This window comes from Micromonospora sp. URMC 105, assembly GCF_051386295.1.
In the GTDB taxonomy this organism is placed as follows: domain Bacteria; phylum Actinomycetota; class Actinomycetes; order Mycobacteriales; family Micromonosporaceae; genus Micromonospora.
Window position 1 is genome coordinate 1 of sequence record NZ_JBPQTL010000077.1, and the last position, 26794, is coordinate 26794.

The following is a 26794-nucleotide window of genomic DNA, read 5'->3' on the forward strand; positions in this document are numbered from 1 at the left end:
CAGACCAGCGATACCCAGCACGCTCTTACGCAGAATGGTCGTGTTCATCAGAGATAGCTCCTTCGGGGGTTGGCACCCGGACTCGACGGGGGGTCGAGCCGGGTGCAAGCACCACGAGCAGGCGCTCACACGTTCCAAGGGGAAAGTCTTCGTCCGGCAGATCATCGCGAGCCGGGGGGCTCGCGGCGCCGGGACCATGTGTAACGACCGGCCACCCACCAACATTCCGGGGGCTCCGCACCCCCGGCAGGCCAGTCATCGAGCCAGACCAGCAGGTGCTGCGATCGTCCAGGTGATGTAACGACACCCGCCCGACCGCCATTCCGCCCCCGCGATGCCGTCGGTCACGGGCATTCGGACACGGGAGGCGCAAGAGCCGTACCGGACATAGGGCGCTCATCGGACATGCCCATCTGATCGACGCAACGAAGACAGAGCGACCGGGAAGGCTGAGAACACCCAGACAAAATGGCAGCACCCAAACCCGCAAGAATGGCAAGGAACGGAAAGGCGGCGACCAGGTGCGCTGCGCGGAGCGGAGTCGGCGTTACCCTGACACCATGCAGGCCGTCGTCAGCACCGCGCCCCACCTGGCCCGTCCGGGCCGTCCCGCCGTGGTGGCGCGCACCCTGGCGGAGCTGGCCGGCCCCACCCGAGGGGTGGTGGAGCTGCCGGTGCGGTTGATGTGGAACGCCGACCGGACGTTCGATCTGGGCGACCCGGACCAGTTGCTCTGGATGTACGAGAACGTGCTGCGCGAGACCACCCGCGCCGACGACCTGCGCCACCTGATCAACGGCCGGACGCTGCGGCGGGTGTGGCGGCGGCTGAACCTGCCCCGGGGCGTCCGGCAGGCGTGGGAGAGCCGGCACCGGGGTCTGCGTACCGCGTGAGCGGCCCTCACCTGCACGAGTTCTACCGCGAGGTCGCCCGGGTGGCGCTCACCGCGGCCGGGCCGCACCGGTTCGTGCTCGGCGGCGGGGTGGCCTGGGCCGCACACGGGCTGGTCACCCGCCCCACCGAGGACGTCGACCTCTTCGCCGACGTGGAGGGCGCGGCGGCGGCCGCCGCCGCGGGGGTGCGGACGGCGCTGGAACGCGCCGGGTTCGAGGTGGCCGACGCCGACCCGGACAGCGACCTGGGCGGGCTGTTCGACGGCTTCGACCGGGACATGAAGGACTTCGTGGTCACCCGGGGCCACCGGCGGATCCGGTTGAGCCTGGCCCGGCTCGACCGGTACCGCTCCCCCGTGGTGATGGACTTCGGCCCGGTGATGGACGTCCGGGACCTGGTGGCGAACAAGACCGCCGCGCTGGTCAACCGGCGAGAGGTCCGCGACTACATCGACGTGTCGGCGGCGCTGGACCACTATCCGGTGGCCGAGCTGTTGAAGCTGGCCCGGCAGGTCGACCCGGCGCTGGACGACGACGACGTCCGGGAGGCGGGGCGCTACCTGGACCGGGTCCCGGACCAGCGGTTCGCCCGCTACGGCCTGGACGCGACGCGGATCGCCGAGGTGCGGCGCCGACTGGCCGCCTGGCCCCGCTGACCGACGCGGATCGCTGAGGTGCGGCGCCGCCGTTCGACGAACCGGGCGCGGCACCGCCCGCTCACTTGGTGAAGCGGCCGCCGGTCACGCCCAGGATCTCGCCGGTGACGTAGCTGGACTCCTGCGAGGCGAAGAAGACGTACGCGGGGGCGATCTCCGCCGGTTGGCCGGGGCGTCCCATCGGGGTCTCCGTGCCGAACTGCTGGACCTTCTCCTCGGGCATGGTGGCCGGGATGAGTGGCGTCCAGACCGGACCGGGGGCCACCGCGTTGACCCGGATGCCCCGCTCGGCCAGCTGCGCCGCGAGCCCCTTGGTGAAGTTGGCGATCCCCGCCTTGGTCGTGGCGTAGTCGAGCAGCTGCGGCGACGGGTCGAAGGCCTGGATGGAGGTGGTGTTGATGATCGTGGACCCCTCCGCCAGGTGCGGCACCGCCTCGCGGCAGAGCCAGAACATGGCGTACAGGTTGGTCTTCAGGACCCGGTCGAACTGCGCGGTGCTGATGCCGAGCAGCCCGTCGTCCTGGGACATCTGGTAGGCGGCGTTGTTCACCAGGATGTCGATGCCGCCCAGGCCGGACCGGGTGCGCGCCACCAGCTCACGGCAGTGCCCCTCGTCGGTGAGGTCGGTGCGCACCGCCACGCCCCGGCGGCCGGCCTCCTCGACCAGCCGCACCGTCTCCCGGGCGTCGGCGTCCTCCTCCTCACTCAGGTAGGAGATGACGACGTCGGCGCCCTCCCGGGCGAAGGCGATCGCCACGGCCCGGCCGATGCCCGAGTCGCCGCCGGTGATCAGGGCCCGCTTCCCGGTCAGCCGGTCGCTGCCCCGGTACGACTGCTCGCCGTGGTCGGGCTTCGGGCCCATCTCCCCGGTGGACCCGGGCGCCGACTGCTGCTGGGCGGGCTGGCCCTGCTGCTGGCCGTACTGCTCGGTGGGGTCCTGCCGGGTGTACTGGTCCTCGCTCACCGGGGCTCCTCCGGATGGTTCGTCAGGCGTGGTCCCGCCCGGCCTACCCGGCGGCTCCGGCGGGAAACGAGGGCGCCGGTGTCACGCGAGGGTGGCGTTCGGCGCTGGTGGGGTGGAACACCTCGGGCTGCTGTGGCAGGAGTGACCGCAGCTCGTTATGGTGCGCAACGGCGCCCACGAGGCGCGTCCACCCATCGAAGGGCACCGCATGACCTCCTCCTCCGGCGCCTCGCGCCGCCAGGTGCTGGCCGTCGCCGCCGCCGCGGCGACCGCCCCCCTGATCGCCGGCGCACCCGCCCGGGCCGCCGAAGCGCAGGGGCCGAAGACCTGGGACCTGACCGTCCTCGGCACGTCGGACACGCACGGCAACGTCTACAACTGGGACTACTACAAGGACGCCGAGTACGACGACAGCCGGCACAACGACATCGGCGTCGCCAAGCTCGCCACCCTGGTCAACCAGATCCGCGCCGAGCGCACGGGCCGGGCGACCCTGGTCCTCGACGCCGGCGACACCATCCAGGGCACGCCGCTGGCCACGTACTACGCCAAGCAGGAGCCGATCACCGTCACCGGTGAGACGCACCCGATGGCCAACGCCATGAACATCCTGAAGTACGACGCCGTGACGCTGGGCAACCACGAGTTCAACTACGGCCTGCCGCTGCTCGCGAAGTGGATCGAGCAGCTGGGCTTCCCGGCGCTCGCCGCCAACGCGGTCAACGCGGCCACCGGCAAGCCGGCCTACCTGCCGTACGTGATCAAGAAGGTCCGCCTCGGCGGCCCGGACTCCCCCACCATCAACGTCGGCATCCTCGGGCTCACCAACCCGGGCGTGGCCATCTGGGACAAGGGCAACGTCGAGGGCAAGCTGGTCTTCCCGGACATGGTCGAGACCGCCGCCAAGTGGGTGCCGATCATGCGCGAGCGCGGCGCCGACCTGGTCATCATCTCGGCGCACGGCGGCGACAGCGGCACCTCCAGCTACGGCCCGGAGCTGCCGAACGAAAACCCGGTCACGCTGATCGCCCAGCAGGTCCCCGGCATCGACGCGATCCTCTTCGGCCACGCGCACGCCGAGGTCGTGGAGAAGTTCGTGACCAACACCGCCACCGGCGCGCAGGTGCTCACCGCCGAGCCGTCGAAGTGGGGCCAGCGGCTGACCCGGATGGACTTCACCGTGCAGAAGGTGCGCGGCCGCTGGAAGGTCCTCGCCAAGAAGGCGACCATGCTCAACACCAACACCGTGGTCGAGGACCCGGCGGTGCTCGCGGCCGTGCGCGGCCAGCACGACAAGACCGTCGCGTACGTCAACACGGTCGTCGCGCAGTCCTCCGAGGAGCTGTCGGCCGCCGAGTCGCGGTACAAGGACACCCCGATCCTGGACTTCATCAACCACGTCCAGACCGAGGTCGTCACCGCCGCGCTGGCCGGCACGGCGTACGCGTCGCTGCCGGTGCTGTCGATCGCCGCCCCGTTCAGTCGCACCGCGGTCTTCCCGCAGGGCGACGTGCGGATCCGTGACGTGGCCGGCCTCTACGTCTTCGACAACACCCTCGAGGCCGTGGTGCTCACCGGCGCCGAGGTGAAGGCGTACCTGGAGTTCTCGGCGAAGTACTTCCGGACCCTCCCGGTGGGGGCGGCCGTCGACCCGGCCACCATCAGCGACCCGGCCGTGCCCGACTACAACTACGACGTGTTCTCGGGCGTCGACTACGACATCGACATCAGCCGGCCGGTCGGCCGGCGGATCACCCGCCTGGTGCTGCCGGGCACCGACACCCCGGTCGCCGACACCGCGCAGTTCGTCGTCGCGGTGAACAACTACCGGCGCAGCGGCGGCGGCAACTTCCCCGGCATCGTCAAGACCCAGGTCTACAACCAGCAGCAGGAGATCCGCCAGCTGCTCATCGACTGGGCGCAGGCGAAGGGGACCATCGACCCGGCGGACTTCTTCGTGCCGAACTGGAAGCTGGTGCGCGAGGGCGTACCGGTCTTCTGAGCCGTACCACCGACGGGGCGCGGGGATCGATCCCCGCGGCCCGTTCGCGTTGCCCGGCCGTCAGCCGCCCGGCCCGAGCCGCAGGTGCCACTGGTCGTCGTTGGCGGCGGTGTCCGATCGGTCCCGCCGCGGATCGGTCTCGGTCAGCTCCACCCGCTCGTCGGGGCGGACCGGCGGCGGCAGCTCGCCGAAGCGCACGTGACGCAGGAAGGCGAACTCCTCGTCGTCGAACGAGGTGGGCTCCGACTCGGTCATGCCCGCATTGTGCCGCCGCCGGTCCCGCAGCGCCATCGCATCAACGACCCGTGCCCGGGTAAGCGCGCCGCAGCCGGCGCCGGCGACGAGGTGGAGGCGATCATGCGCGCGGTACGGATGACCGCTCCCGGGGTCCTCGAGCAGCTGGAGGTGCCCACCCCGACGCCCGGGCCGGGCGAGGTGCTGCTCGCCGTCGGGGCCGTCGGTGTGTGCCACTGCGACCTGCACATCCTCGACGCGCCCGCCGGACGGTTCCCCACCCCGATGACGCTGGGCCACGAGACGGCGGGCACGGTCGACATGGTCGGCGCCGGGGTGTCCGGCTGGTCGCCCGGGGATCCGGCGGCGGTGTACGGGGTCATCGGCTGCGGCGCCTGCCGGGCCTGCCTGCGCGGGTGGGAGAACCGGTGCCGCCGGGCACCGCCGGGCGGCATCGGGCTCAGCCGCGACGGCGGGCTCGCCGAGTACCTGGTGGTGCCCGCGTCCCGCCTGCTGCCCGTCGGCGACCTGCCGCTGACCCAGGCCGCGACGCTCACCGAGGCCGGGCTGGCCCCGTACCACGCCGTCGAGGTGGCCCGGCCGGCGCTGCGCCCGGGTACCTGGTGCGTCGTGATCGGCATCGGCGGGCTCGGCCACATGGCGGTGCAGATCCTGGCCGCCACCACCGCCGTGCGGATCATCGCGGTGGACACCGACGTGGCGGCGCTGGACCTGGCCACCCGGGTGGGCGCGCACCAGGTGGTGCGGGCCGGCCCGGAGGCGGCCGAGCGGATCCGGGAGGTCATCGGGCCCACGTCGGACGGCGCCGACGTGGTGATCGACTGTGTCGGGGTGGACGCCACCCTGACCACCGCCGCCACGGTCGTGGCCACCGGCGGCCGGTTGCTCCTGGTCGGTCGCGGCGGCGGGACGCTGCCGGTGCGGGCCGTCGCCGACGCTTCGCCCACCCTGCCGAGGGAGGCCGGTGTGGAGGTGCCGTTCCGGGGCACCCGCGCCGAGCTCGAGGAGGTGATCGCCCTGGGCCGGCTCGGGCTGCTCGCCGCCGAGGTGCAGACCTTCCCGCTGGACCGGGCGCCGGAGGCGCACGACCTGTTGCGCCGGGGCGAGATCCACGGCCGGGCCGTCGTGGTGCCCTGATTCCTGCGGCGGGGGCGAGGATTCAGCGGGGCCGGCTGGTCACCGGCTCGGCCGGCGCGGTGCGTTGCCGCATCGGCGGGAGGCGGTCCAGCAGCGCCAGGCCGGCCCGGACCGGGGGCCGGGTCAGCGTGTGGTCGAAGCTGGCGCGGCCCTGGCAGAACCGGACGAACATCCCCCAGCCGGCCGGCGTGGCGAGCAGGGCGTGGAAGACGTCGGGCCGACGTTCGAAGACCTCCAGCAGGCGGTGCCCGGCGCGCATCGACCCGACCAGCTGATCGTGGACGTCCCGTTCGTAGCGGTCCAGGTCACCGGCGGCGACCGCGGCGCCGGCGAGCGCCCCGGAGCGCAGCGCGTAGCTGATTCCCTCCCGGCTCCACGGCTCCAGCAGGCCGGCTGCGTCGCCGGCGACCAGCACCCGGCCGTGGCGCAGCGGCGAGTCGTCCGCCCGGCAGCGGGTCAGGTGCCCGGAGTCGTGCTCCGCCGCCAGCCCGGACAGCCCGAGCCGGTCGACGAAGCGGCGCAGGTACTCGCGGGTCCGCTCCCCCTCGCCCCGGGCGGCGATCACCCCCACCGTCAGGCTCGATCCCTTGGGGAAGACCCAGGCGTAGGAGCCGGGCACCGCGCCCCAGTCCAGCAGCAGCCGGCCGCGCCAGCGCCGCTGCTCGGCCGGGGGCACCGGCAGCTCCCGCTCCAGGCCCAGGTCGACCTGACGGAACCGGACACCCACGTGCCGGGAGCTGACCCCGGAGGAGCCGTCCGCCCCGATCACCGTCCGGGCCTGCACGCTCTGGCCGTCGGCCAGGCGTACGCGTACCCCGTCGGGGTCCTGGTCGATGCCGCGTACCGCGACGCCCTCGCGCAGCTCGGCCCCGGCGGCGACCGCGGCCGCGCGCAGCCGGTCGTCGAACTCGTCCCGGCGGACCATCGCCACCAGCGGGGTGCGGTGCCGGCGGGTGAAGGCGCGTCGCCCGTCGCGGGTGAAGGTGACCCGGTCGACCAGGTCGTGCGCGGGCACCTCGATCCGGCCCGCGACCGCGGCCAGCGAGGTGCCGATCAGGCCGCCGCCGCACGTCTTGTAGCGGGGGTGCACGGCCCGGTCCAGCACCAGCGTGCGCACGCCCGCGCCGGCTGCGGCGTGGGCGGCGGTGAGCCCGGCGGGGCCGGCGCCGACGACGACGAGATCCCAGGTGATCACGGGCTCCACCCTAGGGCACCGGCGGTCCGCCCGGCCGCTCACGACCGCCCGATCGGGTGGGCATTGTCGGTCACCCGGCGGGTAAGCCGCGGTACCCAGGCCGCCCGTCGGACGGGCGGGTCACGGCAAGGAGGTCACCATGCAGCAGGTACGTCTGTCGGATGCCGAGGTACGGGTGTACGACGCGGTCTCGGCGCTGGAGGCGCGCGGCCAGGTGCCGTACCCGGACCTCATCGCCCAGGAGGCGGGCATGGCGGTGGAGGAGGTGCACGCACCCCTGCACCTGCTGACCGAGAAGGCCCTGCTGCACCGGGAGGACTCGCCGATGGCCGGGCTGGACTTCGGCCCGCGCTGGTGCGCCCGCCAGATGGCATGACCGGGCTGCCCGGCCAGACGCCGGGATAGCGGTCGGCGGTGGACGATCGACGGGCCGCCGTGCCGGAGGCGGGCGACCGACGCCGCTGGCAGGCCCTCGGCGTGGGGCTGGTCGCGACGTTCATGACGCTGCTGGACGTCAGCATCGTCAACGTGGCCGTCCCGTCGATGGACCGGGCGCTGCACGCGAGCCCGAGCGACCTGCAGTGGGTGCTCTCGGGGTACGCGCTGACCTTCGGGCTGCTCCTGGTGCCCGCCGGCCGGTTCGGCGACGCCCGCGGGCGACGCACCGCCTTCGTGGTGGGCGTCGCCCTCTTCACGCTCACCAGCGCCCTCGCCGGCCTGGCCGCCTCGCCCGCCTGGCTGGTCGCGGCCCGGCTGCTGCAGGGCGCCGCCGCCGGGGTGCTCAACCCGCAGGTGACCGGCCTGGTCCAGCAACTGTTCCGGGGCGCCGAGCGGGGCCGGGCGTTCGGTCTGCTCGGCGCGACCATCGGCTTCTCCACCGCGGTCGGTCCGCTGCTGGGCGGCCTGCTCATCCACCTCGGGGGCGCGGAGCACGGCTGGCGGTGGGTGTTCTTCGTCAACGTGCCGGTGGGTGTGCTCGCGGTGGTGCTCGGCTGGCGGCTGCTGCCCACCCGGCCGACCGGGGAACCCGACCGGCACCGGCTGGACCCGGTCGGCGTGCTGCTGCTCGGCGCCGGGGTGCTGCTCCTGCTGCTGCCGCTGGTGCAGAGCGAGCAGTGGCAGAGCCCGTGGAAGTGGGCGCTGGTCCCGGCCGGGCTGGCGGTCCTGGTCGCCTTCGGCCGCTGGGAGCGCCGGTACGCCCGCCGCCGGACACCCCTGTTCGACCTGCGGCTGTTCGGGTTGCGCTCGTACACCCTCGGCGCGGTGATCGCGCTGGTCTACTTCGGCGGGTTCACCGCCATCTTCTTCATCTTCACGCTCTACCTGCAGAACGGCCTCGGCTACAGCGCGCTGGTCGCCGGCCTGGCGATCACGCCGTTCGCCCTCGGTTCCGCGCTGGCCTCGACGCTCGGCGGCCGGGTCGTCGACCGCTTCGGCCGCCCGCTGGTCGGCGTCGGGCTGGTCGTCGTGGTGCTCGGCCTCGGCGCGGTGGCGGTCGTGCTGCGCAGCTCCCCGCAGCATCCCGTGCCGCTGCTGACCGCGCTGCCGCTGCTGGCGGCCGGGCTGGGCAGCGGCCTGGTGATCACCCCGAACCAGACCCTCACCCTGTCCGAGGTGCCGCTGCCGCAGGCCGGCAGCGCGGCCGGGATGCTCCAGACCGGCCAGCGCATCGGCTCGGCGGCCGGCATCGCCGCCGTCGGGGCGCTCTTCTTCTCCTCGCTGTCGAGCAGCGGCGGAGACTGGTCCACCGCCTTCCGGCACGGACTGCTGCTGGCCGCCGGCGTGATCGTGCTCGCCCTGCTCGCAGCCCTGCTCGACATCACCCTCACCCACCGCAACCACTGACCCCGGCCGCCCACTCCCCCGTCGCACCGCTCGTTGATCATGAGGTTGACGGCGTTGTCGATCTCCCCCACTGCCGTCAACTTCATGATCACCGGGAGAGTGCGGGGGTGGGCGGGCGGTCCACCGTGGACACATTGTGGAAATGGGAGCGCAAGAAGAAGGAGTGGAGAACAGTCACCGTGCGGGGCAGCGGTGAGGCGGGGGGTAGCGGTAGACACATAGACCATGACGAACACCCTCGACCGTCGTACCCTCCTGCGCATGGCCGGCGCATCCGCCGGCACGGCCGTCCTCGCCGGCACCACCCTCGCCGGCGCCGGTACCGCCCACGCCGCCGCCGGCGCCTTCCTGCACGGTGTCGCCTCGGGCGACCCGCTGCCGGACGGCATCCTGCTCTGGACCCGGATCACCCCGACCCCCGACGCGACCCCCGGCTCCGGCGTGGGCCCGGACGTCCAGGTGAGCTGGCAGGTCGCCACCGACCCGGACTTCGGCACGGTGACCGCGCAGGGCGCGCTGGTCACCGGCCCCGACCGGGACCACACGGTGAAGGTGCCGGTCACCGGCCTCGCGCCGGCGACGACCTACTGGTACCGGTTCGGGTACGGCGGCGGCTGGTCGCCGACCGGCCGGACCATGACCGCCCCGCCCGCCGACGCGGCGATCGACCGGCTGCGGATGGGCGTGGTGTCCTGCTCGAACTGGGAGGCCGGCTACTTCGCGGCGTACCGGCGCCTCGCCGACCGGGGCGACCTGAACCTGGTGGTGCACCTCGGCGACTACCTGTACGAGTACGGCACCGGCCAGTTCGACGCGGGCGGCACGGTGGTACGCAAGGTCGAGCCGGCCCACGAGGTGCTCACCCTGGCCGACTACCGGATCCGGCACGGGCTCTACAAGTCCGACCCGGACCTGATGGCGCTGCACGCCGCACTGCCCTGGGTGATCACCTGGGACGACCACGAGGTGGCCAACGACGCCTGGTCCGGCGGGGCGGAGAACCACACCCCGGCCACGGAGGGCGCCTGGGCGGACCGGGTGGCCGCCGCGCGGCGGGCGTACCAGGAGTGGATGCCGGTGCGCATGGGCGAGGACGGGGCGATCTACCGCCGCTTCCGGTACGGGCAGCTCGCCGAGCTGTCCATGCTGGACCTGCGGACGTACCGCTCGCGGCAGGCCTCGGGCACCGCGGTGGACGACCCTGGCCGCACCATCACCGGCGAGGCCCAGCTGAGCTGGCTCAAGGCCGGCCTGGCGGCGTCGACGGCGCGCTGGAAGCTGGTCGGCAACCCGGTCATGATGGCCCGGGTGGACGTCGGCGCGCTGCCGGCGTGGCTGCTCGGGCCGCTCGGCACGCTGCTCGGCATTCCGCAGAACGGCGCGGTGCTCAACGCCGACCAGTGGGACGGCTACAACGCCGACCGCAACGAACTCGTCGACCACCTGCGCGCCACCGGGACCCGCGACGTCGTCTTCCTCACCGGCGACATCCACACCTCGTGGGCGAACGAGGTGACCACGAAGTCCACCGGGTTGTCCAACCCGGCGGCGGCGGAGTTCGTGGTGCCGTCGGTGACCAGCGACAACGTCAACGACTTCCTCAAGCTGCCGGCCGGCAATCCGCTGAGCGCGCTCGGCGCGGGGCTGATCCGGTCGACGAATCCGCACGTCAGGTGGACCGAGCTGGACGGGCACGGGTACGGGGTGCTGGAGGTGACGCCGCAGCGCTGCCGGATGGACTGGTACCACCTGACCGACCGGACCCGGGCCGGCAGCGCGAGCCGGTGGGTCGCCGGGTTCTCGGTGGGCGCCGGGTCGGCGAAGCTGCGCCGCGAGACCGCGCCGGCACTCTGACCCCGGGTACGACAGACCGCGACCGGCCGGTCCCCGTGCGGGGACCGGCCGGTCGTGGTGTCGTCTCAGAAGGTCACCAGAGCTGCTGGACGATGTCCGCCGCCTGCTCCTCCCACTGCGCGTACGCGTATGGGAACGCGGAGATCTGCACGGTCTGCGCCGCGGTGGTCAGCGGCAGCTCCTCCCAGCCGTGCACGTTCTTCAGCGCCTCGAAGAACGCCCGCGAGGAGTACTCCGGGTCGGTGATCTCCTCGGGCGTGCCCCAACCCGACGACGGGCGCTGCTGGAACAGCCCCTGCGAGTCGTGGTCGTTGTACGCGCCGAGGTGCCCCAGGTTGTAGAGCTTCGACTCCTGCAGCGAGGTGGCGATGCCGATCACCGCGCCACGCTCACCGACCCCGGTCTTCTTGGCCGTGTCGATGATCGCCCTGGCGTTGTCGAGCTGTTCGTCGTCCAGCGGGACGCGGGACTGCGCGCCTTCCACGCCGTGCGGGATGAGCTTGTCCTTGCTCGGCTTGCCCGCCGGCACCTTGGTGGTCGCGCTGCCGGTGGTCAGCCCCGACTCGACCGTGGCACCCTGCCGGCTCTTGCCGGTGGCCAGGTCGATGGCGGCCAGGGCGCCGGCGTGCGGTCCGCTGGTGACGGGGGCGGCCACAGCGGCGGGTCCGAACGCCAGGGCGCCCAGGCAGGCGACGCCGGCGATGCCCAGTGCGGTGTTGCGGTTCTTCGCGATGGCGGGGAGCCATCGAGTGAAGTCGGACTTCACGATGGTTGCCCTTTCGTCGTGTCGACGCGCTCCGAGTGAGCGCCCCTCGGGGGGACTACCAGGCCCGCCGCGGTTTGCCTGCAGGCGGTACGGGGAACACAACCAGCTTGACTTGTCGGTCATTCCGGAAATGCCCTGGGCCCGCTGGGGCTGCGGCGCGGGTCACTCGGGGAATCGGATGCCGGGCCACCAACGCCGAGGCGGGACCGCAGAAGAGACGCGCCGACGGACTGCGTTGATCGGGACCGAAGGACCCGGAAGTACGCGAACGGGACGCTCGGCGCGGGCGGCCGACGTCGTGCCTGAACCGGACATCAGGCGCCGGGGATCCGATGTCCGCTGACGCCCGAGGTCAGGGGCGGGGTGTGCCGAATCGGACGAGGACGTGCCAGAGCTGCTTGAGGTGCTGGAGGGTGCCGGCGATCGGCCCCCGGTCGGCCCAGCGCTGCGGCTCGCGGACCACCGAGGCCGCCGCCCGGCCGATCAGCGCGGCGTCGACCGGCGCCCCCGGCATGCCGAACTCGGCGTGCACCCGGGCGGCCAGCGCAGGGATGGCCGGTCCCCGGAAGTCCGGGTCGACGTCCTCGACCGGCAGCGCGAAGCCGGGATGGAAGAGCAGTGCCACGCCGCACCGATGGGCGATCCGGGCCAGGCTGCGCCCGCTGTCCGTGTCCCGGAACGAGGGGTCGACGACGATGGCCTCGACGTCGCGGGCCAGGTCGACGCCGCCGTGGACCTGCGCCTCGACGTAGTCGTCCAGGGCGCGGCCGAAGGCCCCGGGCACCCACGCCCGCCGCTCGCCGCGACGCAGCAGCGTCGCGACCAGGCGCGCGGTGTCCATGCCGGCGACGCCCAGACTGGCCCCGGTGCCGGCGGTCACCGCCAGCAGGGCGGCCAGCACCGGCTCGGTCACGTCGACCGTGCCGAAATCCTTCGGTCCCAGGTGGCTGTCGCCGAAGCAGAGCGTGGCCCGGCCCAGCACCTCGGGGCGCAGCCGCAGGTGGCAGGAGCCGAAGCGGGGACAGGCGCCGTCGGGGTGGTCGAGCAGATTCAACCCGCCGTAGACCGGTCGCTCGTCGGGGCGTACCCCCGGGGCCTGGTACGCCCCGCCGAAGAGCCTCTCCTCCCATCGGTCCCGGTCGCCACCGGGATACGCGGTGAGGCCGCCGTTGGAGATGCCGGTGACGAACTGACTGCGGTAGACCCCTTCCTCGGCCAGCGCCTCGGCGACGGTACGCCCGTCGGCGAGCAGCCGGTCGGGGTGGAAGTTGACGGTCAGTCCTCCCCCGCCGGCGATCGCGGCGATCACCTGCTCGGGGCGGTGGCGGGCGCCGGAACCGGCGAGGTGCCGGGCGATGGTGGCCAGCGCGGCCGGCCGGTCGCGCAGCGCGACCGCGCGGACGTGGCGTAACGCGGCGGACTGCGCCGGGGTGAGGACGACGGGACGGGGCGCGGCCGGCATGGGCAGCAGTATCGGCGGCGACGTGCGAACTCTTCGACCGGTTTCGACCCCGCCGTCCCGGTCGCCCGGACGGGCGGCGCCGGGCAACCGCTCAGGCCTCACGGCCCTCACGGTCGGTGCCGAAGCCGTCGAGGGTGGCGCGGTCGGCGAGGTCGCGCAGCTCCTGGAAGACGGTGAGCTGCAGCCCGGCCGGGGCGTCGAGCCGGGCGTTGAGGGAGTGCCAGGGCGTGACGGTCGGCGGGGCGATCTCGGTGGCGCCGGCGGCGACCAGCCGGTCGGTGACCGCGGGGGCGTCGTCCACCTCGAACGCCAGCCGGATCCGTGGTGCCACCTGCCGGCCCACCTCGACCTCGTCGATCATCCGCTTCTGTGCCGGGTTGGCGATCTCCAGAGTGGCCCGGCCGGCGTCGAGGATGACCACCCGGGCGTCCCCGTCGCCGGAGAACGCCGCCTGTTCGGGGAGGCCGAGTGCGTCGCGGAAGAAGGCGACGGCGGCCTCGTAGTCCGCCGCCTCCACCACGAGACGCAGCTGTCGTACCGTCGGTGGCCGGTCGTCGACGCTCATCCGGTGCATCCTAGCTCCGGTCGGCGACGTTCCGGCTGGTTGCCGTCTCACCGTCGGTCCACTTGGGACGGCTTTGGCGGGTCGGGCCCGTCCGTCCCGGTGTCAGCAGCGGTCGCGTGGGGCGGGGTCCCGGCGCGCACCGCGTCCCGCCGACCTTGGGTGGTGTCGGTGCGCGGTCTAGAGTGGGGGCGCGCCGACCGGAAGGCGATGAGGGTGACTGCAAGCGCGGTGGTAGACCAGCTCCACCTGGGTGACCACGTCTGCTGGGTGGACGACGACGACATCGGGGGCCTGCACGCCGCCGGCCGCTTCGTCGCCGGCGGTCTCCGCCTCGGTCACCAGGTCGTCTGGTTCACCGACGCCGTCGCGCCGGCCGCCGTCCGGGCCCACCTCGACGTCTCGGGCGTGCCCACGCAGGCCGCGGTGGCCGACGGTCAGCTGCGGATCGTGCCGGCGGTGGAGGGCTACGCCGCCGGGGGCCGGTTCACCCCGGACGAGATGATCGGCAACCTGACCACCGAGATCCTGCGCGCCCGCCGGGAGGAGCGGCCGGGGGTACGCCTCGTCGGGGACATGGGGTGGGCCGTGCGCCAGGGCGCCTCCGTCGCCGACCTCGTCCGGTACGAGGCCGAGATCAACCGGCTTTTCCTCGACGGCGAGGCCGCGGCGATGTGCCTGTACGACCGGCGGCTCTTTCCCACCGACTACCTGCTGCCGGCCACGGCCGCCCATCCGGCCACCGTCGGGCCGAACGCCGGCCGGGCGTGGTCACCGATGCTGCGGGCGTACCGGACGCGGAACCCGCACGGGCTGCGCCTGGTGGGTGAGGTGGACCGGAGCAACCGGGGGGCGTTCGCCGCCATGCTCGACCACGTCGCCGGTCCGGGCACCAACCAGCGCGCCGCGGTGCTGGACGTCTCCGAGCTGCGCTTCGCCGACGCCGGCGCGGCGAGTGCGCTGGCCCGCGCCCGCCGCAACGCCCCGTCGGGCCTGCGCCTGGTCGGCTGCCGACCGGCGTTGAGCCGGCTGCTCGACCTGGTCGACCCGGCGGCACCGGCATGACGGCCTTGCAGGGGGCCGGGCCGCCACCGGGCGGCCTGGTCCACGAGGGAGCGTTCTACCGGGACGCGGCGGAGCTGCTGGCGGTGACGGTGCCCTTCGTCGAGGAGGGCCTGGCGCACGGGGAGCCGGTGCTGGTGGCCGCCCCGCAGGACCGGTTGGCGCTGATCCGGGCCGCCGTCGGCGCCGACGACGACCGGGTCCGGTACGCCGACATGACCGTGCAGGGGCGCAACCCGGGCCGGATCATCCCGTGGGTGTTGCAGGCCTTCCTCGACCGGCATCCCGGCCGGCGGGTCCGGATCATCGGCGAGCCGGTGTGGGCGGAGCGTACCGAGCTGGAACAGCCGGCGTGCGCACAGCACGAGGCGTTGATCAATGCGGCGTTCGCCGAGCGGGACGTCGCCATCCGCTGCCCGTACGACGCGTCGCGGCTGGCCCCCGGGGTGCTCGCGGACGCCCGCCGCACCCACCCGGTGCTGGTCGACTCCGCCGGCCGGCACCCGAGCCCCACCTTCGCGCCGGAGCAGGTCGTCGCCGGTCACAACAAGCCGCTGCCGGTCCCGGCCGAAACCGTCGCCGCGCTGCGCTACGACATCGACACCCTGGCCGACGTGCGCCGCTTCGTCACCGCGCACGCGGAGGCCGCCGACCTGCACCCGGACCGGGTGGCGGACCTGCAGATCGCGGTCACCGAACTGGCCGCCAACAGCATCGTGCACGCCGGCGGCGAGGGCGTGCTGCAGGTGTGGCGCACCGGTGAACACCTGGTCTGCGAGATCCACGACGACGGCTGGCTCGCCGATCCGCTCGCCGGCCGGCTGGCACCCCGGCACGACGGCATCGGCGGGCGGGGGCTGGTCATCGTGCAGGCGCTCTGCGACCTGGTGCTGGTGCACAGCACCTCGGCGGGCACCACGGTACGGCTGCATCTGCGGCTGTCGGGCGCATGAGCGGGGCGTACGAGGTGCGGCCGGTCGGGTGGGTGGAGTCGCCGCTGACCGACCCGGAGCTGTCGCCGAAGCAGGGCGACGAGGGCGCGCCGGAGTCGTGGCTGGTCTTCTCCCCCGCCGTCGGCGCGGGCCTGCGCGACCTGCGGCCGGGCGTCGAGGTGCTGGTGCTGACCTGGCTGGACCGGGCCCGGCGGGACGTCCTCGCGGTGCATCCGCGCGGCGACCGGAGCCGGCCGGAGACCGGGGTGTTCAGCACCCGGTCCCCGCACCGGCCCAACCCGATCGGGCTGCACCGGGTGCGGGTGCTGGCGGTCGACGGCCTGCGGGTACGCGTCGCCGACCTGGAGGCCCTGGACGGTACGCCGGTGCTGGACGTCAAGCCGGTGCTGGCACCGCGCGGGGAACGCTGACCCGAGCCCGCGCGGGGCCGGTCAGTGCCCGCGGGCCAGCCAGTCCGGCAGGTGCGGGGCCTCCGCGCCGATGGTGGTGTCGTCGCCGTGCCCGGTGTGCACCACGGTCTCCGGCGGCAGGGTGAGCAACCGGTCCCGGATCGACGCCACGATGGTGCCGAAGTCGCTGTACGAGCGGCCGGTGGCGCCGGGGCCACCAGCGAAGAGGGTGTCGCCGGTGAAGACCACGCCGAGGTCGGCGGCGTGGAAGCTGCACGCGCCGGGGCTGTGGCCGGGGGTGTGCAGGACCCGCAGGGTGGTGCCGGCGACCTCGATCCGCTGCCCGTCGGCGAGCGCCCCGTCGGGCGGCAGGCCGGGGTGGACCAGGTCCCACAGCACCCGGTCGGCGGGGTGCAGCAGCACCGGCGCGCCGGTGGCCTCCGCCAGTTCGGGGGCGACCCGGACGTGGTCGTCGTGGGCGTGGGTGGCCAGGACGGCGACGACCCGCCGGTCGCCGACCGCGCGCCGGATGGCGCCGGCGTCGTGCGGGGCGTCGATCACCACGCACTCGGTGTCGTCCCCGACCACCCAGACGTTGTTGTCGACGTCGAAGATCTGGCCGTCGAGGGAGAAGGTGCCGGAGGTGACGGCGTGGTCGACGCGGGCGGTCACGGGAACACCACCACCGAGCGCAGCACGTCGCCGCGGTGCATCCGGGCGAACGCCTCCTCGACCTGGTCCAGGGCGATCTCCTCGGTGACGAAGGCGTCCAGGTCGAGGCGGCCCTGCAGGTAGAGCTCGGTGAGCAGCGGGAAGTCCCGGCTGGGCAGGCAGTCGCCGTACCAGCTGGACTTCAGGGCGCCGCCGCGGCCGAAGACGTCCAGCAGGGGCAGCTCGACGGTCATCTGCGGGGTGGGCACCCCGACCAGCACCACCGTGCCGGCCAGGTCGCGGGCGTAGAACGCCTGTTGCCACGTCTCCGGGCGGCCGACCGCGTCGATCACCACGTCGGCGCCGTGCCCGCCGGTGGCGGCCCGGATCGCCTCGACCGGGTCCTGCGCCGAGGCGTCCACGGTGTGGGTGGCGCCGAACTTCCGCGCCCAGTCGAGCTTGCGGGCATCGGTGTCCACCGCGATGATCGTGGTCGCGCCGGCCAGGGCCGCGCCGGCCACCGCGGCGTCGCCGACCCCGCCGCAGCCGATCACGGCGACCGAGTCACCGCGGGTGACCTGGCCGGTGTTCATCGCCGCGCCGAGGCCGGCCATCACCCCGCAGCCGAGCAGCCCCACCGCGGCGGGCCGGGCGGCCGGGTCGACCTTCGTGCACTGCCCGGCGTGGACCAGCGTCTTCTCGGCGAAGGCGCCGATGCCCAGCGCCGGGGCGAGTTCGGTGCCGTCGGTGAGGGTCATCCGCCGGGCGGCGTTGTGCGTGTCGAAGCAGTACCAGGGCCGCCCGCGCCGGCAGGCCCGGCACACGCCGCAGACCGCCCGCCAGTTGAGCACCACGAAGTCGCCGGGCGCGACGCCGGTGACCCCCTCCCCCACCTGTTCGACCACGCCGGCCGCCTCGTGGCCGAGCAGGAACGGGTAGTCGTCGTTGATCCCACCCTCGCGGTAGTGCAGGTCGGTGTGGCAGACCCCGCAGGAGCGCACCTGCACCACCGCCTCGCCGGGCCCCGGGTCGGGTACCACGACGGTGGTGACCTCGACCGGTGCGCCCTTGCGCCGCGACACGACTCCCCGGACTTCCTGGCTCATGGTGTCCTCCCGGTGGCGTCCACGATCATGCCTGTCGCGAACCTACCGCCGTGCGGAGCCGCGGACACAGCCCCATTCGGCGGGTTATCGCGGCCGGTGCGGGGTAGGCGGGGGCACGGTTCTCCGCGGGACGGGAGTGGACATGAAGCTCACGCATGCGCCGTTGCGGCTGGTCATCGGTGCGTTCTTCCTCAATTCGGGGCTCGGCAAGCGGACGCTGGAGGGTGAGGCCGCCGAACAGCTGCACGGCATGGCCGCCGGGGCGATCCCGCAGATCCGGCAGATCGACGCGGCCCGCTTCGCCCGGCTGCTGTCCGGCAGCGAGATCGCGCTGGGCGCCGCCCTGGTCACCCCGTTCGTGCCGTCCCTGCTGGCCGGGCTGGGGCTGACCGCGTTCGGGGCGGGGCTGGTGCAGCTCTACGTGCGTACCCCCGGCCTGCGCGAGCCGGGCAGCCTGAAACCCACCCAGGCCGGCATCGGCATCGCCAAGGACTCGTGGCTGGTCGGCGCCGGCCTCACCCTCGTCCTGGACTCGCTCACCCACCGCCGGTTGCTGCGCTGACCGCCGCGGGCGGTCAGCGGCCCGGCACGGGTACGGCCTCGGCGGCCCGTCCGGCGGCGTGCCGGCGGCGGGCGGCGTTGCGGTAGCGCAGCACCTGGACGGCGCCGAGCGCCCAGAGCAGGTACTGCACGGCGAAGGCCCAGCGATAGGCGTCCAGCGTCGGGGTTGCCGCCTCGGCCGGGGTCAGCAGGTCCAGGACGGCGCCGACCGCGAGGACCAGCAGGATCGAGGCGACGAACCCGCCGACGTTCACGATGCCGGTGGCGCTGCCGATCCGGTGCACCGGGTTGAAGGTGCGCGCGTAGTCGAAGCCGATCACCGAGCCGGGGCCGTTCACGGCGAGCACCAGCACCAGGGCGACCAGCAGCCAGTGCGGTGCGCGGCCGGGCCAGGCCAGCACCACGGCCCAGACCGCGGCGGTGCCGGCGGTGATGGCGAAGACCAGGACCGAGCGGCGGTACGGGTGCCGGGCGCAGAGGTGCGCGACGACCGGGCCGCTGAGCAGCGTGGCCACGGTCATCACGGTGAGCAGGGCAGCGGCGGCGGTCGGCGTCAAGCCCTGCCCCTGCACCAGGAACGGATAGCCCCAGAGCAGGGCGAAGACCGCGCCGGAGAACTGAGTGACGAAGTGGGTCCACAGGCCCAGCCGGGTGCCCGGCTGGGCCCAGGTGGCGGCGAGTTCCCGGCGTACGGTGGCCAGGTCGGGGGCGAGCGCGCCGGCGTGCTCGCGGTGCGGGGTGTCCCGGACGGCGGCGGCCACCATCAGCAGCACCGTCGCGCCGAGCGCGGCGGCGGTGAGGAAGGCCGGCGTCCAGCCCGCGTGGTGCAGCAGCGCGACCAGCGGCACGGCGCCCAGGATCGCGCCGAGCTGGCCGAGGGTGCCGGTGAGCTGCACCATCAGGGGGTTGCGCCGGCCGGGGAACCAGAACGCGACGATCCGCAGCACGCTGATGAAGGTCATCGCATCGCCCAGGCCGACCAGCACCCGGGCCGCCACAGCCAGGCGTACGTCGGTGGCGACGGCGAAGCAGAGCTGCCCGGCGACCATCAGCGCACCGCCGGCGAGCAGCAGCCGGCGGGAGCCGTACCGGTCCAGCAGCACCCCGACCGGGACCTGCATGGCGGCGTACACGGCCAGCTGCGCCACCGTGAAGGTGGCCAGCGCGGAGGCGTTGATGTCGAACCGGTGCGCGGCGTCGACCCCGGTCACGCCGAGCGAGCTGCGGTGGAACACGGCCGCCACGTACGCGCCGAGCGCGACCGTCCAGACCAGCCCGGCGGAGCGGCGCCCCGAGGTCGGGGCGGCCCTCACCGCAGCGTCCGGAAGACGCTCGCGGCGCTGTCGATGTGCCCGCCGACGGCGTCGAGCCAGACCTGCGGGTCGTCGCCGTCGAGGGCGGCGAGCTGGCCGGCGTGTTCGGTCAGGGCCACCCGGGCCCAGCCGGGCGAGAGCCGGAAGCTGGCCTCGCCCATCCGGAGCTGGCGATCGCGCAGCCGGTGGTACAGCTCGGCGAGGATCTCGTTGCCGGCCGCCTCGACCACGGCGGCGTGGAAGGCCCGGTCGGCCTCCATCAGCGCGCGCAGGTCACCCGCGGCGTGGGCCGCGCGCATCCGGTCGAGCCAGTCGGCCAGCACCGGCCGCAGGGTGTGCCGCTGCGGCCAGACCCGCTCGGCGGCGTGCAGCTCGACCAGCCGCCGGGCCTCGATGACGTCGGTGATCTCGCGGGCCGAGACCGGCCGGACCAGCGCGCCGCGCTTGGGGTAGAGCGCCACCAGGCCCTCCGCTTCCAGCCGGAGCAGCGCCTCCCGGACGGGGGTGCGGGAGACCCCGGCCGCCTCGGCGATCTCGCCCTCGCTGATCAGGGACCCACCCGGGTAAACCTGCTCCAGGATGGCCCGCTTGAGGTGGCGGTAGGCCCGTTCCGCGGCCGACGGCGCGGTGGCGCGCACCGGCGAGCTGGGATGCGTCATGTATCTATGATGCGTCCGAGGCCGGTGAGCGGGCGCGGCGGGCGGCCCGAGGGTGGGGCCGGCCACACCGGGGCAGCCGGCCACGGCGTCAGACGGTCGTGGCCGGGTCGAGCACGATGAGGCCGTCGTCGCCGAGGCGGAACCGGGTCCGGTACGGCGCGCCGAGGCGGTCGAGCAGGCCGGCGAGCCAGCGGGCCTCGTCCGGTGCCGCCGGCTCCAGCCGCATCCGGCGGATCCGCACCGGCACCAGGCGCAGCCGGGCCAGCCCGTCGGTGCCGAACGTGGGCAGGTGCAGCAGCCGCAGCTCGGGGCGGAACGACTCCTGCCCGCCGATGCCCTCGTAGTCGTCCAGCAGGTCGCCGCAGCCGTACATGATCAGCCCGCCCCGGTGCACCTCGATCGGCCGGGGGTGGTGCGAGGAGTGGCCCTGCACCAGGTGCACCCCGGCCGCCACCAGCCGGCGGGCGAAGTCGACCTGCTCCTTCGGCACCTGGTAGCCCCAGTTCGATCCCCAGTGCACCGAGACCACCACCAGGTCGCCCGGCCCGGCCTCGGCGGCCACCCGCTCGGCGAGCGCGTCGGCGGCGGCCTCGCTGGTCTCCGGCAGGTACGCCACCCCGGGCCGCCCGTCGGTCGCCGCCCAGGACGGCGGGACCCCGGCGGACGGCGTACCCACCGACCAGAGCAGCAGCCGGCGGCCGGTACCCAGGTCGACCCGGGCCGGCCGCCAGGCCTCCGCCGCGTCCCGGCCCGCCCCTGCCGGGGTGATGCCGACCCGGTGCAGCCCGTCGAGGGTGTCGGCGAGCCCGACCGGCCCGAAGTCGAGCACGTGGTTGTTGGCCAGGGCGCAGACGTCCAGCCGGGCGGCGGTGAGGCAGGCCAGGTTCTCCGGGTGCATCCGGTAGTGGATCTCCTTGCCGGCGGCGTACTCGCCCCGATCGGTCACCGAGGTCTCCAGGTTGACGATCCGCACGTCGGGGCGCAGCTCGTCCAGCAGCCGCAGCGCCTCCCCCCACGGCCAGTCCGCCGGCACCGGGCGCGGGATCGGCCCGGACGCCGACTCGGCCAGCTCCACGTACCGGCGCGCGTCGAGCACCAACGGTTCCCGCAGCTCGGACGGGCCGGGCCGGGGCAGGATCTGGTCCAGTCCGCGGCCGGTCATCACGTCGCCGCCGAGAAACAGGGTCACCTCGTCGCCACGCATGACCCGGCTTTCCCGCACCGGCGGCGTCGTACCCCGGCGCCGGTGGGAATTGCACGGCTGACCGCGTGAGTCACCCGGATCGGGGTACCAGGGCGGCCATGACGACGGACGTGACGGTGGTGGTGGCCACCCGGAACCGGCGCGCGCAGCTGCTCGACGTGCTGCGCCGGCACACCGGAGACGTGATCGTGGTGGACAACGGCTCCGACGACGGCACCCCGCAGGCCGTCGCGGCGGCCTTCCCCGAGGTACGGGTGGTACCGCTCGCCGCCAACCTGGGCGCCGGCGCCGCCCGCAACGCCGGGGTGGCGCTGGCCCGTACCCCGTTCGTGGCCTTCGCCGACGACGACTCCTTCTGGGCGCCGGGGTCGCTGGGGCGGGCGGCGGAGATCCTGCGGGCGCATCCGCGTACCGGGCTGCTGACCGCCCAGGTGCGGGTCGGCGCGGAGGCTCGGCTCGACCCGGTCTCCGCCGAGATGGCGCGGGCGCCGCTGGGCACCCCGGCGGGTGCGCCGGGACCGGCGGTGCTGGGCTTCCTGGCCTGCGCGGTGGTGCTGCGCCGCGCCGCGTTCACCGAGGTGGGCGGATTCGCCGGCCGGTTGGGCACGTACGGCGAGGAGGCGCTGCTGGCGATGGACCTGGCGGCCACCGGCTGGCACCTGGCGTACGTCGACGAGCTGGTGGTGCACCACCTGCCGCTGCCGGCCGGGCGGGACCGGCGGGCCCGGCACCGACAGGAGGCGCGCAATCAGGTGCTGACCGCGGCGCTGCGCCGGCCGCCCCGGGTGGTCGCCGGCGTGGTCCGCCGGACCTGGCGGGACGCGGAGCGCCGGCCCGGCCTGCTCGACGCGGCGCGGCAGCTCGGCTGGGTGGCGCGGCAGCGCCGACGGTTGCCGACCGCCGTCGAGGCGGACCTCGCGGTGCTGGAGGGCACCGCCCCGCCGCGGGTGCCCGCCCAGGGCGCACCGGTGACCCGGCCGGTACCGGCACCGGCCGGCACGAAGGCTGGGTAACCTCCGTGCCGGCCGGCCCCGGACGCGGGTCAGCCGGCCTCGCTCACCGCCGGTCGCTGCACGACGGCCCCGTCGGCGAGGTCACCGGCCTCGGCGGCGGCCCAGAAGTCGACCAGCAGCCGGTGGAACTCCTCGGCCCGCTCGATCTGCGGCATGTGCCCGCAGTCGGTGAACAGGTGGGTACGGGCCCGGGGCAGCCGGGCCCGGGCGGCGTCGAGGTGCCCGGCGGGGAGGATGAGGTCCCGGTCGCCCCAGACGATCAGCGTCGGCACGTCGAGCCGGGACACCTCCGCCAGCAGCTCCTCGCGCCACTGCGGACTGACGCCCCGGAAGGTGCCCAGGCTGCGGCACGTCTCCAGCATCACCCGGGCCGCGTACGGCTGGCGGGCCACCTCCAGCGCGTACGCGATCCGCTCCTCGGTGGCGAACGCCGGGTCGTGGAAGAGGGAGCGCTCGACGCGCCGGGCCATGGATCGGTTGGGGCGCAGCAGCAGCCGGCCGAACGGGCGCAGCGCGAGCACCCGCAGGACCATGGCGACCTCCTGGCCGAAACCGGCGCTGTTGACCAGCGCGAGGCTGGCCACCCGGGCCGGCTCGGTCGCCGCGAAGCGCATCGCGACGGCCCCGCCGAGGGAGTTGCCGACCAGGTGCGCGGGCTCGTCGACGCCGACCGCGTCGAGGTAGTGCCCGACGAAGCGGCCCAGCGCCGGCAGGGTGCACGGCTCCGCCATCGGCAGCGACCCGCCGTACCCGGGCAGGTCGACGCTGTGCACCCGGAAACCGCGGGCGAGCAGCTCGTGCTGCTCGGTGAAGTCGCGCAGCGTACGCCCGATGCCGTGCAGCAGCACCACCGGCGGCCCGTCGCCGTCGACCCGGTGGCGGACCCGCCGCCCGTTCACCGTGACGTGCCGGGGGCGCGGGTCGGCCGCGGCGCTCATGCCCGCTCCCCCGTGGACAGCTCCGGCGTGGTCGTCGTGGGCGTTCGGCCGGCCTGGCGCGCCGGGGCGGCGGCACCGGCGTTGAGCCCGGCCACCAGCACCCGGTGGTACGACGCGGGGGCGACCCGGGCCAGCAGGTCGGGCAGCTTCGCCGACCAGCCGATCAGCACCCGGCCGCGCCGCCGCTCGACACCGCGCAGGATCACCTCGGCGGCCCTGGCCGGCGGGATGGAGAGCAGCTTCTCGAACTGCCGCAGCCCGGTCTCGTACTCCTCGGGGGCGACGCCGCTGCCGATGCGCGCGTTGGCGGCGATGCGGGTGGCGATGCCGCCGGGGTGCACCGAGGTCACCCCGACGCCGTCGTCGAGCAGCTCGTGGCGCAGCGCCTCGGTGAAGCCGCGCACCGCGAACTTGCTGGCCGAGTAGGCGGCCTGACCGGCGGGGGCGATGAGTCCGAAGAGGCTGGAGACGTTGACCAGGTGCGACCCGGGCTCGGCCTTCAGCGCCGGCAGCAGCGCGTGGGTCAGCCGTACCACCGCGCGGAAGTTGATGTCGATCACCCAGTTGAACTCGTCGAGGGTGACCTGGTCGAACCGTCCGCCCAGGGCCACCCCGGCGTTGTTGACCAGCAGCCGGATCCGGGGGTGCCGCGCCCGGATCTCTTCGGCGACCCGGTCGGTGGCGGCCGGGTCGGCCAGGTCGACCAGGTGCGTGTCGACCTGCCGGTCGGGGTGCGCGGCGCGGATCGCCGCGGCCACGGCGTCGAGCCGGCCGGCGTCCCGGTCGAGCAGCACCAGATTGGTGCCGCGCCGGGCCAGCCCGTGGGCGAGCGCCTCACCGATCCCGCTGGCGGCGCCGGTGACCACGGCGGTCCCGGCGGGGAAGACGAACCTTCGCACGGCGTTCTCCTTCTGCGGTGCGGGTGGTGGAGCCCGGGTCAGGCGACCGGGGCCTCGGCGGTGCGGCTGCCGGCGGTGGCCGTCGTGGCCCGGGAGAACCGGACCCCCTCGTCGACGAGCCGGCCGCGCTTCATCAGCAGCACGTCGCGGGCGTAGTTCTGGTACAGCCGCCAGGGGGCGCGGGCGCCCTGCTTGGGCAGCGCGCCGACGCTGCGCAGCACGTACCCGGACTTGAGGTCGATCAGCGGCACCAGCTCGCCGGAGCGCGGCGCGACCGGGGTGACGATCTGCTGGCCGGTGGCGTCGAGGTGACGCAGCAGCCGGCAGACGTAGGTGGCGACCAGGTCGGCCTTCAGGGTCCAGGAGGCATTGGTGTAGCCGATGGTCATCGCGAAGTTCGGCACCCCGGAGAGCATCATCCCCTTGTACGCCACGGCCTGCGCCAGGTCGACCTCCGCGCCGTCCACGGCGAGCGTCATCCCGCCGAAGGCGAGCAGGTTCAGCCCGGTGGCGGTGACGACGACGTCGGCCGGTAGCTCCTCGCCGGAGCCGAGCCGCACGCCCCGCTCGGTGAAGGTGTCGACGGTGTCGGTGACCACGGACGCCCGGCCGGCCTTCACCGCGTCGAAGAGGTCACCGTCGGGCACCACGCAGAGCCGCTGGTCCCACGGGTCGTAGCGGGGCGAGAAGTGCCGGTCGACGTCGTAACCGGCCGGCAGCCGCCCCCGGGCCGCCCGCAGCAGCAACGACCGGACCAGCTTCGGGGCGCGCCGGCTGAGCTGGAAGTTGACCGTGCCGAGCAGCACGTTCTTCCACCGCACCACCGGATACGCGGCCTTCGCCGGCAGCCAGCGCCGCAACGCGTCGGCGACCACGTCGCGCGACGGCAGCGAGATGACGTACGTGGGTGAGCGCTGGAGCATGGTGACGTGGGCGGCACGCTCGGCCATCGCCGGGACCAGGGTCACCGCCGTGGCGCCGCTGCCGATCACCACCACCCGCTTGCCGGTGTGGTCGAGGTCCTCGGGCCAGTGCTGCGGGTGCACCAGCTCGCCGGTGAACCGCTCGACCCCGGGGAACTCGGGGGTGTAGCCGGCGTCGTAGCGGTAGTAGCCGGAACAGGTGAAGAGGAACGCGCAGGTGAGCACGACCTCCTCGCCGGTGTCGTCGCGGTGCGCGTGGACGGTCCAGCGGGCGCTGGCACTGTCCCACTCGGCGCGGACCGCCCGGTGGTGGAAGCGGATGTGCTCCTCGACGCCGTACTCGCGGGCGGTCTCGCGGACGTAGCGGCGGATGGAGTCGCCGTCGGCGATCGCCTTCGGATCGGTCCACGGCTTGAAGGAGTAGCCGAGGGTGAACATGTCCGAGTCGGAGCGGACGCCCGGATAGCGGAAGAGGTCCCAGGTGCCGCCGATCGCGCCGCGCGCCTCGAGCACCGCGTACGTCTTGTCCGGACAGTTGCGCCGCAGGTGGCAGGCGGCGCCGACGCCGGACAGGCCGGCTCCGACGATGAGCACGTCGACGTGGTCGGAAGCCATGGCATCTCCCTGGCTGAGGCGGTGGACGGACCCTATCCACCACCGTCGACGCCCGTCAACACTCTGTCGAGTCCGATCGACACCCTGTCGAGCGCGTGTAACATCGGCGTTCATGACGACCGCCCGTACCCCGACCGGCGCCGCGCCCGGGCGCGGACGGCGGGCCGGACGGTCCGCGGGCGACGACCGCGAGCTGGCCATCCTGGGCACCGCCGAGCGGCTGCTGGAGCAGCGCGCCTTCGGCGAGATCTCCATCGACGACCTGGCCCGGGGCGCCGGCATCTCCCGGCCGACGTTCTACTTCTACTTCCCCTCCAAGGACGCGGTGCTGCTCACCCTGCTGGACCGGGTCACCGAGGAGGCCGACACCGCCGCCGGTGACGTGCTGGTCCACCTGGCCGAGGACCCGCGGGCCCGGTGGCGCGAGCTGATCAGCCGGTTCCACGCCACCTTCGGCGGCCACCGGGCCGTGGTGCTGGCCTGCGCCGAGGTCCGCGGCACCAACGCCGAGGTACGCCGGCTCTGGGCCCGGGTCCTGGAACGCTGGGTGCAGGCCGTCGAGGCCGCCATCGAGGCGGAACGCCGCCGGGGCGCCGCGCCGCCCGGCCTGCCCGCCCGGGACCTGGCGATCGCGCTGAACTCGATGAACGAGCGGGTCTGGTACGCGACCTTCGCCGGCGACGGGCCGGCCGTCGCCGAACGGGACGTGGTGGACGTGCTGCTCGACGTCTGGCTCACCGGCATCTACCGCACGACGACTCCCGCCGCCGGCTGACCCCGCCTCCCCTTTTTGCGGCGTGTCGGGGTGTCCCGGCCCGCGGTCACCCCGACACGCCGCAAACCGGCACGCGTCACCAGGCCCGGGCGCGGTGCTCACACCGTCCGGGTCAGCGGCGCCGTTTGCGGGATCGTCGGAC

At 74.2% G+C, this 26794-nt stretch carries 27 protein-coding genes; 13 read left to right on the forward strand and 14 right to left on the reverse strand.

Going from position 1 to position 26794, the window contains the following annotated elements:
- The first annotated feature begins 560 nt into the window (after positions 1-560).
- Positions 561-893 (forward strand): hypothetical protein, encoded by a 333-nt coding sequence (locus tag ACSNN7_RS21570; RefSeq protein WP_357161610.1) that lies wholly within the window; start codon positions 561-563, stop codon positions 891-893.
- Positions 890-1549, forward strand: a complete 660-nt coding sequence (locus tag ACSNN7_RS21575) for a nucleotidyl transferase AbiEii/AbiGii toxin family protein (RefSeq protein ID WP_436682760.1) — start codon at positions 890-892, stop codon at positions 1547-1549. Before ACSNN7_RS21570 ends, ACSNN7_RS21575 begins: the two co-directional genes overlap by 4 nt.
- 61 nt (positions 1550-1610) lie before the next feature.
- Here the strand turns inward: ACSNN7_RS21575 and ACSNN7_RS21580 are convergent, their stop codons facing one another.
- A complete protein-coding gene (locus ACSNN7_RS21580; protein WP_436682761.1) occupies positions 1611-2513 on the reverse strand; it encodes an SDR family oxidoreductase in 903 nt (300 codons plus the stop codon).
- A gap of 208 nt (positions 2514-2721) precedes the next feature.
- Here ACSNN7_RS21580 and ACSNN7_RS21585 point away from each other — a divergent pair, with 208 nt between their 5' ends.
- On the forward strand, positions 2722-4515 hold the full coding sequence (locus ACSNN7_RS21585; RefSeq protein ID WP_436682762.1) for a bifunctional metallophosphatase/5'-nucleotidase: 1794 nt from the start codon (positions 2722-2724) through the stop codon (positions 4513-4515).
- A 60-nt stretch (positions 4516-4575) separates the two neighbouring features.
- Here the strand turns inward: ACSNN7_RS21585 and ACSNN7_RS21590 are convergent, their stop codons facing one another.
- Positions 4576-4770 (reverse strand): hypothetical protein, encoded by a 195-nt coding sequence (locus ACSNN7_RS21590; RefSeq protein ID WP_436682763.1) that lies wholly within the window; start codon positions 4768-4770, stop codon positions 4576-4578.
- Positions 4771-4872: 102 nt separating this feature from the next.
- On the opposite strand from ACSNN7_RS21590, the gene ACSNN7_RS21595 reads away from it, so the two are divergent.
- Positions 4873-5907 (forward strand): NAD(P)-dependent alcohol dehydrogenase, encoded by a 1035-nt coding sequence (locus ACSNN7_RS21595; RefSeq protein ID WP_436682764.1) that lies wholly within the window; start codon positions 4873-4875, stop codon positions 5905-5907.
- A 22-nt stretch (positions 5908-5929) separates the two neighbouring features.
- Here the strand turns inward: ACSNN7_RS21595 and ACSNN7_RS21600 are convergent, their stop codons facing one another.
- Positions 5930-7102, reverse strand: coding sequence for a geranylgeranyl reductase family protein (locus ACSNN7_RS21600; protein ID WP_436682765.1), 1173 nt, complete (start codon positions 7100-7102; stop codon positions 5930-5932).
- A gap of 139 nt (positions 7103-7241) precedes the next feature.
- On the opposite strand from ACSNN7_RS21600, the gene ACSNN7_RS21605 reads away from it, so the two are divergent.
- The 3 genes from ACSNN7_RS21605 to ACSNN7_RS21615 all read left to right on the forward strand — a co-directional run bounded on the left by ACSNN7_RS21605 (position 7242) and on the right by ACSNN7_RS21615 (position 10801).
- Entirely contained in the window at positions 7242-7478 is a 237-nt protein-coding gene (locus ACSNN7_RS21605; RefSeq protein WP_334458264.1) for a hypothetical protein, read from the forward strand.
- Between the two features lie 38 nt (positions 7479-7516).
- Positions 7517-8947, forward strand: a complete 1431-nt coding sequence (locus ACSNN7_RS21610; RefSeq protein ID WP_436682766.1) for an MFS transporter — start codon at positions 7517-7519, stop codon at positions 8945-8947.
- 225 nt (positions 8948-9172) lie between these two features.
- Positions 9173-10801, forward strand: a complete 1629-nt coding sequence (locus ACSNN7_RS21615) for an alkaline phosphatase D family protein (protein ID WP_436682767.1) — start codon at positions 9173-9175, stop codon at positions 10799-10801.
- A 73-nt stretch (positions 10802-10874) separates the two neighbouring features.
- On the opposite strand, the gene ACSNN7_RS21620 is transcribed toward ACSNN7_RS21615, so the two are convergent.
- The 3 genes from ACSNN7_RS21620 to ACSNN7_RS21630 all read right to left on the reverse strand — a co-directional run bounded on the left by ACSNN7_RS21620 (position 10875) and on the right by ACSNN7_RS21630 (position 13594).
- The gene (locus ACSNN7_RS21620; RefSeq protein WP_436682768.1) at positions 10875-11567 is read right to left on the reverse strand and encodes a hypothetical protein; all 693 of its coding nucleotides are present in this window, start codon (positions 11565-11567) and stop codon (positions 10875-10877) included.
- 352 nt (positions 11568-11919) lie between these two features.
- Positions 11920-13029: a DUF3626 domain-containing protein gene (locus tag ACSNN7_RS21625; RefSeq protein ID WP_436682769.1), complete on the reverse strand. Its 1110-nt coding sequence runs from the start codon at positions 13027-13029 to the stop codon at positions 11920-11922.
- 91 nt (positions 13030-13120) lie between these two features.
- Positions 13121-13594 (reverse strand): VOC family protein, encoded by a 474-nt coding sequence (locus ACSNN7_RS21630; RefSeq protein ID WP_436682770.1) that lies wholly within the window; start codon positions 13592-13594, stop codon positions 13121-13123.
- A gap of 213 nt (positions 13595-13807) precedes the next feature.
- Between ACSNN7_RS21630 and ACSNN7_RS21635 the strand changes: the two genes are divergently transcribed.
- Genes ACSNN7_RS21635 through tsaA form a run of 3 tightly spaced genes read left to right on the forward strand, consistent with a single transcriptional unit; the run spans position 13808 to position 16016 of the window.
- Positions 13808-14656, forward strand: coding sequence for an MEDS domain-containing protein (locus ACSNN7_RS21635; protein ID WP_436682771.1), 849 nt, complete (start codon positions 13808-13810; stop codon positions 14654-14656).
- Entirely contained in the window at positions 14653-15606 is a 954-nt protein-coding gene (locus ACSNN7_RS21640) for an anti-sigma factor RsbA family regulatory protein (protein WP_436682772.1), read from the forward strand. Before ACSNN7_RS21635 ends, ACSNN7_RS21640 begins: the two co-directional genes overlap by 4 nt.
- A complete protein-coding gene (gene tsaA, locus ACSNN7_RS21645) occupies positions 15603-16016 on the forward strand; it encodes a tRNA (N6-threonylcarbamoyladenosine(37)-N6)-methyltransferase TrmO (RefSeq protein ID WP_436682773.1) in 414 nt (137 codons plus the stop codon). Before ACSNN7_RS21640 ends, tsaA begins: the two co-directional genes overlap by 4 nt.
- A gap of 21 nt (positions 16017-16037) precedes the next feature.
- Here the strand turns inward: tsaA and ACSNN7_RS21650 are convergent, their stop codons facing one another.
- Positions 16038-16667 (reverse strand): MBL fold metallo-hydrolase, encoded by a 630-nt coding sequence (locus ACSNN7_RS21650; RefSeq protein ID WP_436682774.1) that lies wholly within the window; start codon positions 16665-16667, stop codon positions 16038-16040.
- Complete coding sequence (locus ACSNN7_RS21655; RefSeq protein WP_436682775.1) at positions 16664-17752, reverse strand: S-(hydroxymethyl)mycothiol dehydrogenase; 1089 nt, start codon at positions 17750-17752, stop codon at positions 16664-16666. The genes ACSNN7_RS21650 and ACSNN7_RS21655 overlap by 4 nt, the downstream gene beginning before the upstream one ends.
- A gap of 142 nt (positions 17753-17894) precedes the next feature.
- Here ACSNN7_RS21655 and ACSNN7_RS21660 point away from each other — a divergent pair, with 142 nt between their 5' ends.
- Positions 17895-18314 carry a hypothetical protein gene (locus ACSNN7_RS21660; protein WP_436682776.1) on the forward strand — a complete coding sequence of 140 codons (420 nt, stop codon included), beginning with the start codon at positions 17895-17897 and terminating at the stop codon, positions 18312-18314.
- Positions 18315-18327: 13 nt separating this feature from the next.
- On the opposite strand, the gene ACSNN7_RS21665 is transcribed toward ACSNN7_RS21660, so the two are convergent.
- From ACSNN7_RS21665 to ACSNN7_RS21675, 3 genes are all read right to left on the reverse strand, one after another.
- Positions 18328-19626 carry an MFS transporter gene (locus tag ACSNN7_RS21665; RefSeq protein WP_436682777.1) on the reverse strand — a complete coding sequence of 433 codons (1299 nt, stop codon included), beginning with the start codon at positions 19624-19626 and terminating at the stop codon, positions 18328-18330.
- Positions 19623-20285 carry a GntR family transcriptional regulator gene (locus ACSNN7_RS21670; RefSeq protein WP_436682778.1) on the reverse strand — a complete coding sequence of 221 codons (663 nt, stop codon included), beginning with the start codon at positions 20283-20285 and terminating at the stop codon, positions 19623-19625. The genes ACSNN7_RS21665 and ACSNN7_RS21670 overlap by 4 nt, the downstream gene beginning before the upstream one ends.
- A gap of 88 nt (positions 20286-20373) precedes the next feature.
- Complete coding sequence (locus tag ACSNN7_RS21675) at positions 20374-21507, reverse strand: CapA family protein (protein WP_436682779.1); 1134 nt, start codon at positions 21505-21507, stop codon at positions 20374-20376.
- An 80-nt stretch (positions 21508-21587) separates the two neighbouring features.
- On the opposite strand from ACSNN7_RS21675, the gene ACSNN7_RS21680 reads away from it, so the two are divergent.
- Entirely contained in the window at positions 21588-22502 is a 915-nt protein-coding gene (locus tag ACSNN7_RS21680; RefSeq protein WP_436682780.1) for a glycosyltransferase family 2 protein, read from the forward strand.
- Positions 22503-22531: 29 nt separating this feature from the next.
- On the opposite strand, the gene ACSNN7_RS21685 is transcribed toward ACSNN7_RS21680, so the two are convergent.
- Genes ACSNN7_RS21685 through ACSNN7_RS21695 form a run of 3 tightly spaced genes read right to left on the reverse strand, consistent with a single transcriptional unit; the run spans position 22532 to position 25877 of the window.
- Positions 22532-23440, reverse strand: coding sequence for an alpha/beta fold hydrolase (locus tag ACSNN7_RS21685; protein WP_436682781.1), 909 nt, complete (start codon positions 23438-23440; stop codon positions 22532-22534).
- Positions 23437-24339, reverse strand: coding sequence for an SDR family NAD(P)-dependent oxidoreductase (locus tag ACSNN7_RS21690; RefSeq protein WP_436682782.1), 903 nt, complete (start codon positions 24337-24339; stop codon positions 23437-23439). Before ACSNN7_RS21690 ends, ACSNN7_RS21685 begins: the two co-directional genes overlap by 4 nt.
- Before the next feature lie 38 nt (positions 24340-24377).
- Positions 24378-25877: a flavin-containing monooxygenase gene (locus tag ACSNN7_RS21695; protein ID WP_436682783.1), complete on the reverse strand. Its 1500-nt coding sequence runs from the start codon at positions 25875-25877 to the stop codon at positions 24378-24380.
- Positions 25878-25989: 112 nt separating this feature from the next.
- Here ACSNN7_RS21695 and ACSNN7_RS21700 point away from each other — a divergent pair, with 112 nt between their 5' ends.
- Positions 25990-26652: a TetR/AcrR family transcriptional regulator gene (locus ACSNN7_RS21700; RefSeq protein WP_436682784.1), complete on the forward strand. Its 663-nt coding sequence runs from the start codon at positions 25990-25992 to the stop codon at positions 26650-26652.
- Positions 26653-26794: the final 142 nt, after the last annotated feature.

Coding starts and splice junctions, on each gene's coding strand:
- ACSNN7_RS21570 (WP_357161610.1), top strand. CDS start 561: ATGCAGGCCGTCGTCAGCACCGCGCCCCACCTGGCCCGTCCGGGCCGT.
- ACSNN7_RS21585 (WP_436682762.1), top strand. CDS start 2,722: ATGACCTCCTCCTCCGGCGCCTCGCGCCGCCAGGTGCTGGCCGTCGCC.
- ACSNN7_RS21590 (WP_436682763.1), bottom strand. CDS start 4,770: ATGACCGAGTCGGAGCCCACCTCGTTCGACGACGAGGAGTTCGCCTTC.
- ACSNN7_RS21595 (WP_436682764.1), top strand. CDS start 4,873: ATGCGCGCGGTACGGATGACCGCTCCCGGGGTCCTCGAGCAGCTGGAG.
- ACSNN7_RS21605 (WP_334458264.1), top strand. CDS start 7,242: ATGCAGCAGGTACGTCTGTCGGATGCCGAGGTACGGGTGTACGACGCG.
- ACSNN7_RS21615 (WP_436682767.1), top strand. CDS start 9,173: ATGACGAACACCCTCGACCGTCGTACCCTCCTGCGCATGGCCGGCGCA.
- ACSNN7_RS21625 (WP_436682769.1), bottom strand. CDS start 13,029: ATGCCGGCCGCGCCCCGTCCCGTCGTCCTCACCCCGGCGCAGTCCGCC.
- ACSNN7_RS21630 (WP_436682770.1), bottom strand. CDS start 13,594: ATGAGCGTCGACGACCGGCCACCGACGGTACGACAGCTGCGTCTCGTG.
- ACSNN7_RS21640 (WP_436682772.1), top strand. CDS start 14,653: ATGACGGCCTTGCAGGGGGCCGGGCCGCCACCGGGCGGCCTGGTCCAC.
- tsaA (WP_436682773.1), top strand. CDS start 15,603: ATGAGCGGGGCGTACGAGGTGCGGCCGGTCGGGTGGGTGGAGTCGCCG.
- ACSNN7_RS21655 (WP_436682775.1), bottom strand. CDS start 17,752: ATGAGCCAGGAAGTCCGGGGAGTCGTGTCGCGGCGCAAGGGCGCACCG.
- ACSNN7_RS21660 (WP_436682776.1), top strand. CDS start 17,895: ATGAAGCTCACGCATGCGCCGTTGCGGCTGGTCATCGGTGCGTTCTTC.
- ACSNN7_RS21670 (WP_436682778.1), bottom strand. CDS start 20,285: ATGACGCATCCCAGCTCGCCGGTGCGCGCCACCGCGCCGTCGGCCGCG.
- ACSNN7_RS21680 (WP_436682780.1), top strand. CDS start 21,588: ATGACGACGGACGTGACGGTGGTGGTGGCCACCCGGAACCGGCGCGCG.
- ACSNN7_RS21685 (WP_436682781.1), bottom strand. CDS start 23,440: ATGAGCGCCGCGGCCGACCCGCGCCCCCGGCACGTCACGGTGAACGGG.
- ACSNN7_RS21695 (WP_436682783.1), bottom strand. CDS start 25,877: ATGGCTTCCGACCACGTCGACGTGCTCATCGTCGGAGCCGGCCTGTCC.
- ACSNN7_RS21700 (WP_436682784.1), top strand. CDS start 25,990: ATGACGACCGCCCGTACCCCGACCGGCGCCGCGCCCGGGCGCGGACGG.